Origin of the sequence: Pacificibacter marinus (assembly GCF_018860505.1) — a bacterium.
Classification (GTDB): domain Bacteria; phylum Pseudomonadota; class Alphaproteobacteria; order Rhodobacterales; family Rhodobacteraceae; genus Celeribacter; species Celeribacter marinus_B.
The window spans coordinates 99152-111268 of the sequence record NZ_JAHKPU010000010.1 but is presented as its reverse complement, the minus strand read 5'-3'; the positions used below and the strand labels follow the sequence as shown (position 1 = coordinate 111268).

General features: G+C 53.9%; 11 protein-coding genes. 8 read left to right on the top strand and 3 right to left on the bottom strand.

Annotation, left to right across the window (positions count from 1 at the left end):
* From fsa to KO503_RS01985, 4 genes are all read left to right on the top strand, one after another.
* Entirely contained in the window at positions 1-654 is a 654-nt protein-coding gene (gene fsa, locus KO503_RS02000; RefSeq protein ID WP_215989920.1) for a fructose-6-phosphate aldolase, read from the top strand.
* A gap of 219 nt (positions 655-873) precedes the next feature.
* Entirely contained in the window at positions 874-1611 is a 738-nt protein-coding gene (locus KO503_RS01995; protein ID WP_215989919.1) for a DUF484 family protein, read from the top strand.
* Positions 1608-2552 (top strand): tyrosine recombinase XerC, encoded by a 945-nt coding sequence (locus KO503_RS01990; RefSeq protein WP_215989918.1) that lies wholly within the window; start codon positions 1608-1610, stop codon positions 2550-2552. The genes KO503_RS01995 and KO503_RS01990 overlap by 4 nt, the downstream gene beginning before the upstream one ends.
* A gap of 312 nt (positions 2553-2864) precedes the next feature.
* Positions 2865-3200, top strand: a complete 336-nt coding sequence (locus tag KO503_RS01985; protein WP_215989917.1) for a hypothetical protein — start codon at positions 2865-2867, stop codon at positions 3198-3200.
* 265 nt (positions 3201-3465) lie between these two features.
* On the opposite strand, the gene ileS is transcribed toward KO503_RS01985, so the two are convergent.
* Positions 3466-6534: an isoleucine--tRNA ligase gene (ileS, locus tag KO503_RS01980; protein ID WP_215989916.1), complete on the bottom strand. Its 3069-nt coding sequence runs from the start codon at positions 6532-6534 to the stop codon at positions 3466-3468.
* A gap of 275 nt (positions 6535-6809) precedes the next feature.
* Between ileS and KO503_RS01975 the strand changes: the two genes are divergently transcribed.
* Together KO503_RS01975 and KO503_RS01970 are read left to right on the top strand one after the other, a co-directional pair.
* Positions 6810-7217, top strand: coding sequence for a group III truncated hemoglobin (locus KO503_RS01975; protein ID WP_215989915.1), 408 nt, complete (start codon positions 6810-6812; stop codon positions 7215-7217).
* Between the two features lie 59 nt (positions 7218-7276).
* A complete protein-coding gene (locus KO503_RS01970) occupies positions 7277-8464 on the top strand; it encodes an FAD-dependent oxidoreductase (protein ID WP_215989914.1) in 1188 nt (395 codons plus the stop codon).
* Between the two features lie 5 nt (positions 8465-8469).
* On the opposite strand, the gene KO503_RS01965 is transcribed toward KO503_RS01970, so the two are convergent.
* Both KO503_RS01965 and KO503_RS01960 read right to left on the bottom strand, forming a co-directional pair.
* Entirely contained in the window at positions 8470-9495 is a 1026-nt protein-coding gene (locus KO503_RS01965) for a YcjF family protein (RefSeq protein WP_215989913.1), read from the bottom strand.
* The gene (locus KO503_RS01960) at positions 9492-10895 is read right to left on the bottom strand and encodes a YcjX family protein (RefSeq protein ID WP_215989912.1); all 1404 of its coding nucleotides are present in this window, start codon (positions 10893-10895) and stop codon (positions 9492-9494) included. The genes KO503_RS01965 and KO503_RS01960 overlap by 4 nt, the downstream gene beginning before the upstream one ends.
* Before the next feature lie 124 nt (positions 10896-11019).
* Here KO503_RS01960 and truA point away from each other — a divergent pair, with 124 nt between their 5' ends.
* The gene (gene truA / locus KO503_RS01955; protein WP_215989911.1) at positions 11020-11790 is read left to right on the top strand and encodes a tRNA pseudouridine(38-40) synthase TruA; all 771 of its coding nucleotides are present in this window, start codon (positions 11020-11022) and stop codon (positions 11788-11790) included.
* A gap of 123 nt (positions 11791-11913) precedes the next feature.
* A complete protein-coding gene (locus tag KO503_RS01950) occupies positions 11914-12063 on the top strand; it encodes a hypothetical protein (protein WP_215989910.1) in 150 nt (49 codons plus the stop codon).
* Positions 12064-12117 lie beyond the last annotated feature (54 nt).

The following is a 12117-nucleotide window of genomic DNA, read 5'->3' as shown; positions in this document are numbered from 1 at the left end:
ATGAAATTTTTCGTTGATACAGCCGATGTAGATGCAATCCGTGAGCTAAACGACCTTGGCTTTTGCGATGGTGTGACCACAAACCCGTCTTTGATCGCAAAATCTGGCCGTGACATTTTGGAAGTGACCAAAGAAATCTGCGATTTGGTTGATGGTCCCGTATCTGCCGAAGTTGTGGCACTTGATTCTGCCACGATGATCGAAGAAGGCCGCAAATTGGCCAAGATTGCCGACAACGTTGTGATCAAATTGCCTTTGACTTTGGATGGTTTGAAAGCTTGTAAAGTGCTCTCATCCGAAGGTCACAAAATCAATGTCACCTTGTGTTTCTCTGCCAACCAAGCGCTTTTAGCGGCGAAATCTGGCGCGACATATATCTCGCCTTTCATCGGCCGTTTGGATGACATCAACATCGATGGTCTGGAACTGATCGAAGACATTCGCACCATCTACGACAACTACGGTTACGAGACTGAAATCTTGGCCGCTAGCATTCGCACCGTGAACCACATTTCTGATTGTGCGAAAATCGGCGCGGACGTGATCACAGCCCCTCCCGGCGTTATCAAAGCCATGGCGAACCATGTTTTGACCGACAAAGGCTTGGACGGTTTTGTGAAAGACATCAAAGCTGCTGGCATCAAAATTCTCTAATCAAACTGTCCTGTCTTTACGGGCTTTGAATTGTTTCTACGCCTCGCGACCTACCGGTTGCGGGGCGTTTTTTCTTTCTAGGGATGTGACTTTGCGGTCTCAAATGAGGACAGATGCACCAAACAAAAGTGGCATTTCCCTTGCGCCACAGAGTGCATGCCGTCACATTGCATGCCAAGAGACTGGAAAAATCCAGCTTAAGTTTGAGGCAGCACCCCTATGAGCACCCAAGTTCCCACGGCCCCCCATTCCAAAACGATGGCGCCAATGGCCGAAGAGTTACGTGAAAAAATCATCTCTGAACCAGATATGATTTTGGACGATCTTGACGTCATGCGCGCATTGATCGCCGCCAACGAAAAAAGCAACGGCGGCAATATCGTCGATTTGCGCGGCATCGCTATGGACCGCCTTGAGGATCGCTTGGATCGTTTGGAAGACACCCATCGCGGCGTCATCGCGGCTGCCTATGAAAATCTGGCTGGCACCAACCAAATTCACCGCGCGATTTTGCGCATGATGGACCCTCTCGATTTTGAAACATTTCTGCGTGATTTAGGCGGCGAGGTTGCTGATATTTTACGTGTCGATGCGGTCAAACTTTTGTTGGAAACCAAGGTCGAAAACGAAGATCCCGTGGTGCGCAAATTAGGGGATGTTTTGGTCACGGCTGAACCAGAGTTCATCAACACCTATCTGACGCTGGGCCGCAATATACCCCCGCGCGATGTGACGTTGCGCCAAATCACACCAGACACCGACATTATATATGGCGACGAAACGGGATTTATTCACTCGGAAGCCTGCATGAAGCTCAATTTCGGATCAGGCCGCCTGCCTGGCCTGTTGATCTTGGGCGCAGAAGATCCGCATATGTTCAAGCCGACCCAAGGCACAGATCTTTTGTCCTTTTTCGCTGGCGTGTTTGAGAAAACAATGCGCCGCTGGCTGGCATGACCTCCGCTGCCACAGGTGGGTTGACTGATGGCCTGCGTATGGCTGTCGTGGACTGGCTCGATTTGCAACGCGCTTTAAACGGCGTGTCAGAGCACACGATCACCGCCTATCGCAGTGATGTCACCGGTTGGCTGTCATTTTTGATGCAGCATCACGGCACGGGCTTTGGCACCGGCAAAATCGCTGACCTCACCATTTCCGATATGCGTTCTTGGATGGCGTTTGAACGCGGGCGCGGCGTTGGCGCGCGGTCTTTGGCGCGGTCATTGTCAGCCGTGAAAACCTTCACCCGTTGGATTGCAGAACGTGACGGGTTTGACGCCTCGGGCGTTTTGTCCGCCCGCTCGCCTAAGTTTGGTAAAAAATTGCCTCGCCCGCTGACTGCGGATGCAGCCCAAGACATGATTTCCACAGTTGAGTTGCAATCAAGTGAGCCGTGGATCAATGCCCGCGATGCGGCGGTTTTGACATTATTGTATGGTTGCGGCTTGCGGATTTCAGAGGCGCTTTCCCTGACTGGTAAAGATGTGCCGCTCACTGACACCATTCGCATCGTCGGCAAAGGCAACAAAGAACGGTTGGTGCCTGTCTTGCCTGTCGCACGGCGTGCCGTGGCGGACTATATACGCGAATGCCCCTTTGATTTGGACGATGACACAGCCCTGTTTCGCGGCAAACGCGGCGGGGCTTTAAACCCGCGTTTGATTTCCAAAGTCACCGAGAAAGCACGGATGCAGCTTGGTCTACCCTCGACCGTCACGCCCCATGCAATGCGACATTCCTTTGCCACCCATCTATTGAATGCCGGTGGCGACTTACGGGCGATCCAAGAATTGTTGGGCCACGCTTCACTGGCCACCACCCAAGCCTATACCGCCGTCGATACCGCCCGCCTTTTGGAAGTGTACGACGCCGCCCATCCCCGTGCGACGTCTGTATAAATCACGGCACTTTTGCACCTTTTGGTCATGTCTGATCCGCTATCCTAGCTCATAGGCGACGAAAGCCCGATAACTGTTGAAACACATGCTCACCTTTTCCAAGTCACAATATATCCGAAGCTGGTTCTGCGTGCACAAGGTTCAGTACATGACTGCCCCCCCCCCTGTGCTAAAACAATTAAAATTGAAATGAATTTGCAGACGGTCCTTAAAATTTTAATCTAAAGATCAAACGGATGTTAAATGAATGCGTCCACCTTGACGGACAAGCGCCTTCGCATTCCGCGCGCGTCTGATCAAAGGACCACTCTTATGACACTGTCCATCAATTCTGCCTCGATGGCGATGGTGACCAGCCTACAAAGCCAGTCATCAACAACAGCACAAGCAATTGAAACCGAACAAAACCAATCCTCTGGCCCTCCTGCTGGCGGCCCTCCGTCCGGCGGTGGCACAGGTGGCCCGCCTCCAAACGGTCCACCTTCTGGCGGCAATAAAGAGACCACAGACGCAGATCTGGCCTCTTTATTTGAAGGTCTGACCACTGCCGAAACTGACGCAGACAACGAAGATGAAACACTGACCTTATCTTCAGAATCTGTGGCAGAGACTGGGTATTCAACGGCCCTAAGCCTGCTATCAGTCTAATATCACACTCTCAATTTGAGCGGTTTGATAATTTTAAACGTCCCTGACATCGCGCCTGCGCGCGGCGTCAGCCCATGCAGACCTTTGCCTCAGTGCCTCACTGATCCAACTCTATTTCTTAGAGACGCCCCTGTGATCTCTTACCAATTGGCTGCCCCACTTCAACTCGCTTCAATATGATCATAACTCAACAAAAAACGAGGGCCGAAGCCCCCGTTTTTAAGATATCTATATTAAAGATGCCCCAATGCTGTGGGGGGTATCTTTAGCTCAAAGCATCATCGCAGCGACCACAGACACCGGAATGACTGTGCGTGCCGACGTCTGGCAGAATTTTCCAGCAACGCTGACATTTCTCACCTGTCGCTTTTTCAAACACAACCCCAACCCCCGTCACATCGGTCAACCGGAAGGCCTCATCCGGCGACGGATCAGTTGTGATAGAAATGCCCGACGTGATGCACAGATCATCAAAAGATACGGTTCTCAGCGCAGCAACAATGCTCGCATCCTCGATATGCACAACAGGTGCCGCCTCAAGCGATGCCCCGATGACCTTTTCTGTGCGCTGGATTTCCAAAGCAGCGGTCACGACACGGCGCACCTGACGAATGCTGGCCCATTTCGCGGCCAAAGCCTCATCTTTCCAATCACTTGGCGTTTCAACAAAGTCCTCAAGGTGGATTGAGCTGTCACCCCCTGGGAATCGCTCAAGCCAGACTTCTTCCATCGTGAACACCAAGATTGGCGCGAGCCATTTGGTGATCCGGTGATACAAGATATCCAACACAGTGCGCGCCGCGCGGCGGTTCAATGTATCGCCGTCACAGTACAAAGCGTCTTTGCGGATATCAAAGTAGAAGGCCGACAGATCGACAGTGGCGAATGTGAAAACAGCCTGCCAAACGCCCGAGAAATCAAAGCTGCGGTACCCTTTTTGCACGGCCTCATCAACTTCTGTCAAACGATGCAAAACCCAACGCTCAAGCTCAGGCATATCAGATGGTTCCACGCGATCTGCGTCCGAGAAATCAGCCAATGAGCCTAACATATAGCGCATAGTATTGCGCAAACGACGGTAGCTGTCCGCCGTGCCTTTCAGAATTTCAGGCCCGATCCGTTGGTCGTTGGTATAATCAGCTTGCGCCACCCAGAGACGCAAAATATCCGCGCCATATTGTTTGATGATAGTTTCAGGCACGATAGTATTGCCGATAGATTTGGACATTTTCATGCCCTTTTGATCCAGCGTGAACCCATGCGTCACAACATTTTTATAGGGCGCTCGGCCTTTGGTCGCAGAGGCCTGCAACAAGGATGAGTGGAACCAACCACGGTGTTGGTCGGTGCCTTCCATGTAGACATCGGCGATGCCATCCTCAGTCCCGTCTTCGCGGTCACGCAGAACAAAAGCGTGCGTACATCCAGAATCGAACCAAACGTCCAACACGTCAAACACTTGGTCATAATCGTCAGGATTGGCGATACCGTCCAAGATGCGGTCTTTGAACCCATCCGTGTACCAGATATCCGCGCCGTGTTCTTCGAACTCGGCCTTGATCCGCGCGTTCAATTCAACGTTGCGCAGCAAGAAATCAGGGTCTGTTGGCAGCAGGCCTTTTTTGGTGAAACACGACAAAGGCACACCCCAAGCGCGTTGGCGCGAGAGCACCCAATCGGGGCGACTTTCGATCATGGAATACAAACGGTTGCGACCTGTCTGCGGTGTCCAAGTGACCAGTTCATCGATGGAGCGCAGCGCGCGTTCGCGGATGCTATCGCCGTATTCGCCCATGCCGTCATCAAGTTTCTTATCGACAGAGGCGAACCACTGCGGCGTGTTGCGGAATACGATCGGCGCTTTGGAGCGCCAAGAATGTGGGTAGCTGTGCTTGACTTGACCACGCGCAATGATGCCGCCAGCCTCAACCAGCTTGGCGATCACTGCAGTGTTTGCTTTGCCCTCTTTGCCTTTGCGGTCAAAGACTTGCAGGCCTGCAAAGAATGGCACATGCGGCAAGAATTCAGATTCTTCGCCGACATTGTGAGTCATCCGGTCAATCCAGTTGCGCGCAACGAAACATTCGTAGTCGTCCGCACCGTGGCTTGGCGCGGTGTGCACGAAACCTGTACCGGCATCTGCCGTGACGTGATCGCCGTCGATCATGGGAACGTCGTAGTCCCAGAAACCGACGTCGTCGGCCAATGCGCGACCCGCCATATTCGGGTTGAGTTCAGTGAAAGTGGCTTTGTCAATTTTTGAACCTTCAAGACCGGCAAACGGATGTGCAAGGGTCAAGGCGCCAAGTTCTTCAGAAGTCACATCACGCACACGTTCAAAAGCCGTGGCGCGGGATTTGGCCAGACATTCCGCGGCCAAAGCATCAGCAAAGACATACAAATCGCCAGCTGCGGTCCAGCTTTCCTCTTCGGTCTCGGTCACTTTATAAAGGCCGTAGTTGATTTTCGGATTATAGGCGACAGCTCTGTTTGACGGAATCGTCCAAGGGGTCGTGGTCCAGATCACGACACGGGCATCACTCAACTGCTTCTTTCGTTCCGTCTGCTCACTGACCGAACCAGCGTGATGGTCATTGCCATCGTTTCTGACTGCAATCAACGCGCGATTCTTTATCACCTTAAACGGCACCCAGATCGTGTGCGATTTGTGATCGTGGTATTCGATCTCGGCCTCGGCCAGCGCTGTTTTTTCAACAGGCGACCACATCACAGGCTTGGAGCCTTGGTACAGCGTGCCATTCATCAAGAACTTCATGAATTCATCGGCAATCACAGCCTCGGCATGGAAATTCATCGTCAAATAGGGATCATCCCAATTGCCGTTGATACCGATACGCTTGAATTCTTCACGTTGAATACCGACCCAGTTTTCTGCAAACTTGCGGCACTCTTGACGGAAATCCACCACAGGCACATCGTCTTTGTTTTTGCCCTTGGCACGGTATTGTTCTTCGATCTTCCATTCAATCGGCAAGCCGTGACAATCCCAACCCGGCACATAACGCGCGTCATGGCCCATCATCTGATGCGAGCGCACGATGATGTCTTTGATGGTTTTGTTCAGCGCGTGACCGATGTGCAAATTACCATTCGCATAGGGGGGGCCATCATGCAGCACGAAAGGCGTGCGACTGTCGGCTTTGCCCTTAGCCCGCAATTGGTCGTAGACGCCGATTTGCGCCCAGCGATCCAACCAACCGGGTTCGCGTTTGGGCAGGCCCGCACGCATCGGAAAGTCGGTTTTTGGCAAGTTCAAAGTGGTTTTATAGTCGGTCGCCTCAGTGGCGGCAGTGTCGGGCGTATCAGCGCACATCGCGTCAAATCCTGTCGATAACATCTGGGAATAGGTGGGGCGGCGCGGTGGTCCATACGCCTTGTCCCGGCGGCTCAAGTTCAGAGCGCCGGGCTGGTAATTCGAATAATAATCGCGACCAAAAGATATCTCATAAGGCAGCTTATACGTCTGTCAGCGCGCGGGGTAAAGGCGCTATGATGCGCAGCTTTGAGCCGCTGTTGTCCTGCGGCGCAGCGTCTCATGCCACGAGCGTAAAAACAGGCATAGGGTGGGAGCAATCAAAGGATTGCACCATGACGCCCCTGCCACCAAAATTCCCGATCACGTCAGATCAAATCGATCAAGTCGTGACACGTTTTTACGCTCGCGTACGCCAGCACCCTGATCTCGGGCCTGTCTTTGCCAATCATGTTGAGGATTGGCGCCCGCATGAGGCGAAAATCGCCAGCTTTTGGCGCAATGCCATTGGTTTGGACCGCAGTTTTGACGGCAACCCACAGCAAGCGCACATGAGAGCCTCCGACATCAAGGGCGACCATTTCGCGCTTTGGCTGGCCTTATTTGATGAGACGCTCCAAGACACTGTGCCCCCCGACACGGCAATAGCATGGTCTGCGTTAGCTCACCGTATCGGGCGCGCGTTGAAAATGGGCATAGACCAACGCGATGCCCCCAAAGGTGCGCCTCCTAAACTGTTTTAAACATCAGACATTACTGTTAGATCATGGCAACCAGCCCCTAAACAGATCGAGGCACGACCATGGTGCAGCCCCTCTTAAACATCGGCATCGCAGGTGCAGGCATTGGCGGGTTGGCTGCCGCATCACTGTTGGCGGATCAAGGGCACGAGGTCACAGTCTTTGATCAATTCGAGACGCCGCAGCCTGTTGGGTCGGGCTTGGTCATTCAACCTGTCGGGCGGCGCGTGCTGGATGTCATCGGTGCAGGCGATAAGGCACGCAGCTATGGCCACGAAATCAAACGGATGCTTGGATCTGAAACGACGCGAAACAAGCGCGTCTTGGATGTGTCCTACGGCACAAGCTACGGCCTTGCCATTCACCGCGCGGCCTTGTTTGATAGCCTGTTCAAAGCGGCCCAAACCCGTGACCTTACCCTGCAGCAAAGCCACCAAGTCACAGGGCATACAAATCACCGCCTTGAGTTTGAGGATGGCACGTGTGCGGGACCTTTCGACCTAATCATCGATGCCAGCGGTGCGCGGTCAGCGCTAAGCCCGTTGAAATCTCGCGCCCTGCCTTTTGGTGCGATTTGGACCTCACTCGATTGGCCTGAAACGGATGTGCCTTTGGGAGAATTGTCTCAGCGCTACACCCGCGCCAATAATATGATCGGTGTGATGCCAATAGGCACAATGCCGAATCAGAACCAACAAAAAGCCGCCCTGTTTTGGTCTTTACCACAAGACAGCTATAGTGATTGGCAGCTGCGCGGTTTGGATCATTGGAGACAAGAGGTCCGCATGCTGTGGCCCGCGCTTGAACCGTTTTTAGATCAAATCACATCAGTCGATCAAATGACCATGGCGCGCTACACTCACGGCACCTTGCGCCGTCCTTTTGGCGATGGAATTGTCTATATCGGCGATGCCGCCCACCGCGCCTCGCCGCAATTGGGACAAGGGGCCAATATGGCGCTTTTGGATGCTTGGGCTTTGAGCGAAGCGCTTAAACATTTCCCTGTCACCAAAGCCCTGCCCGCCTATGCACGCGCAAGACGCGGGCATGTCAAAGCTTATCAATGGATGTCTGCTGCTTTCACGCCATTTTACCAATCCAATAGCAGTATCCTGCCCGTGCTCCGTGATCGTGTGATGTTTCCACTGTCTATGACCCCGCCGACCAAGCAGATTTTAACCGCTATGGTTAAAGGGACGATGCTGCCGCCTTTGGGGTATTTGACGCCGATGGATCCCTCTGCGCCGTAAGACCTCTACTCTTCTGTTGATCCAAATAACCCCGTCAAGGCGCGCTTCACAGTGCCCGTGACCGATGGTTTTTTGGCAGAGATGAAAGGCAAAGGTCGACAGACTTCGATCGCAGCCACGCCCACGCGGGCGGTCAAAGCGCCGTTGACCACACCTTCGCCAAAGCGACGCGAGACCTTGGCCAAGATACCGCCGCCCGCCAAAGACCCGATCAAATCATCCCCCACAGCCACGGCGCCCGTGGCCACCAAATGGGTCAAAACAGATCGCGTCACCCGCCATGATCCAAGCGTACCAGAACGCCCGCCGTAAATCTCAGCAATGCGGCGGATCATCCGCAGGTTTGCGGTCAGCGCGGTGAAAACATCGGCCAAAGCAATGGGCACAAGAGCAGTAACTGTCGCCACTTGACGTGCAGCAACCTCAACTTCGCGGCGCGCGGCGGCATCAAGCGGCACCAGAAATTCAGTTTCTGCCAATTGCAAAAGCCCATCGGCATCAAAAACTTCGGCTTTGCGCTCATTAAAACGATCATTGCCCCAAGACACATCTTTGCGTGCCTTATAAACAGATTGCAGCCGGTCCGTGACGGCACGCGCGGCTTTCAGATCTTGGTTAGCCGCAGCAGCCACAGCCGCCTTGTGCAAGGTATCAATACGTTTTAATCGCGCAAAAGCGGCGAGTTCTTTAAGGGCAATAGCCAGCAACACGACGATAAAAGTACCGGTGAGCGCCAGCGCGCCGTAACCCAAAATCGGATTGCGCGCGATCAATCCTGCGACGAAATCATAACTGGCCAGGGTGACGACAAACACAAACAAAGTGCCCAAAAGCCGCCAAAACCAACGCGCCAATAGGGACGGTTTACGGGCTGCAAAAACAGCAGCACGCTCCATCGCCGAGGGCGCACGCAGAGGCACCAGATCAGGTACAGGATCGGCGGTGGACGGGGTCACGTCAGACGCATCGTCAAATTCAATCAATACGGGACCGCGCTTGGATTTAGCTTTGGACTTTGGCAGATCCGTCATAACTTGTCCCCGATCAAAAACTCTGCGGCGCGATCCAGCCTGATGTGTGGCGGGCCTTCAACGGGCTTCAACGTCAATCGCGCGGGTTCAAACCGCATAATTTCATAGTCTCCATCCAACCATTTCTCAGCCCCTTTGCGTGCGGGCGTCAAAATGTGAGACGGGTCTTGAGGCAGTTCACCGGGATAGAAAGCCGCTTGTTTTCCGTCACTTGTACGCCCACGCACGCAGTCAAGCGTCTCGCCGTTGTGATCAATCGTCTCCTCAACCGTGGCGCGCAAGGCGGCAATTGACATGGCAGAAGTCGTCGCCCCTGCAAAATCGGCACGGTCGCGGGCATCACGCACAAGCGCTTCCATAATGGCGGTCAAACGCGGATGTTGGCTGTGGTGAATGTGATCGGCTTTCGATGCGGCGAATAGCACGCGATCCACGCGGCGTTGCCCCAAAAGTGCCAAGAGCCGCCCCACTCGACCGGGGCGAAATGCCCCCAAAATATCACTCAAAGTGCGGCGCAAATCTTCGACGGCTTTTGGCCCTGCGTGAATCGCGCCCAGCGCATCGACAAGCACCACTTGGCGGTCGATTTTGGCGAAATGATCGCGGAAAAACGGCTTCACAACTTCGCGCTTATAGGCTTCATAGCGTCGTTCAAATTCACGCGCTAATGTACCCCGTTTTGCTTCACTGGACGGTAAGGGCGCGAAAGTCAAAACAGGCGAGCCTTCCATTTCGCCGGGCAATAGGAACCGCCCGGGGGAACAATCCGAATAGCCCGCCTCACGTGCAGCTTTCAGATAGGTTGTAAAGCTTTGCGCTAATGATTTGGCCTGTTGCTCATCGTGTTTTGCATGAGCATCTATGGCGTCTAGATGAGTCAGAAATTCAGCGCTTTGGTCACGGGATTTAGCGGCAGAAATCGTACTTTCAGACCACTCGGAATAGGATTTTTCCATCAACCCTAAATCCAACAACCATTCGCCCGGATAATCCAAGATGTCCAAATGGATCGTGCGCGGGCCAGAGACCATGCCCAATATGCCCGTCGGCTGCACTTTGAACGACAGACGCAATTCCGACACGGCGCGGGTGCTGTCAGGCCAATGCGGCACGGGCGCTGTAAGGGCAGCCAGATGGGTTTCATAATCGAACCGCGGCACGGTGTCGTCGGGTTGCGGCTGCAAATAAGCGGCAGTGATGGCTGAGGAAGCGCCAAGTTGTGGCATGCGACCACGGTCCAACAGATTGGCCACAAGCGAGGTGATAAACACCGTTTTACCCGCTCGCGATAATCCTGTGATTCCCACGCGGATCACCGGCTCGAACAGAGCCTCATTCACGCCCTCTTGTACCGTCTCGACGCCCCGAACGATGCGGTCGGCGATGTTACCAATGATCAAACCCCTGCCCCTTCACAGTTTTCTGCCTTCAACATAGGGAGGCCCATCACTTTTTGAAAGGTGCGACGCAACTTGAGACAGTGAAAGACTGGACGCGCGTCACACCGCGCGGTACATGGCAGTCATGCCCAGATTTGCCCTTCTCATAGAATACAACGGCGCGCCCTTTTCAGGGTGGCAACGCCAAAAAACGCAGCCCTCAGTCCAGCAAGCTGTCGAAGAGGCGCTGCGCAAAATCGACCCCGATTGCCCGACGATCGGCGCAGCGGGGCGCACAGACGCTGGCGTGCATGCCAAAGGCCAAGTGGCCCATTGCGATTTGGTACGCGACTGGGAGCCATTTCGGCTGATGGAAGCGGTGAATTTTCACCTCAAACCCCTGCCTGTCGCGATTTTGGATGCCGTGCGCGTCGATGATGACTGGCACGCGCGCTATTCTGCCAACGAGCGGCGCTATACGTTTCGGTTGATCGCGCGGCGCGCGCCCGTCGTGCATGGCGCAGGTTTGGTCTGGCAAGTGCGCGGACCGCTGGATGCGGGATTGATGCAAGAGGCAGCGAACCGACTGCTGGGCACTCATGATTTCACCACGTTCCGATCCACAATGTGTCAGGCCAACACGCCGATCAAAACCATGGACGAAATCACCGTCGAGGAAATCGACTATCCTTACGGAAAAGAATACCAGTTCCATTTGCGGGCGCGGTCGTTTTTACACAATCAAGTGCGCTCTATCGTTGGGTCACTCGAACGCGTAGGGGCCAAATATTGGACCCCTGATGACATGACAGCGGCACTGGAAGCACGGGACCGCACGGCTTGTGGACCTGTCAGCCCCCCCGGTGGATTGTACATGACGGGTGTCGGATATGAGACAAAGCCGTTCGGATTTTAACGCAATTTGATCTGGTATTAACCTCTGTGCGCCACGCGCCCAACGAGCGCCTGATCCTTGCCCTCATTAGGCCTCATTGAAACGCCACCTTGCCTCGACACTTGGTAAGGCAGGAGGCAACAGATGCATTTTTCAACGCTCACATTCGATCAAATCGTGATGTCTGTGATGACCGTTATTGCCATTCGTGAAGCGATGATCGTTTTTTTGCCAGACCACATTGCGGGGCCTCAAGGTTGGCTTATCGACACTTCTGCTGGGGACCGCGCCTAGATTGCCCGATTTGCGTCTAATTTTTAATCATCCGCGAAAGAAATAGACCGCCAC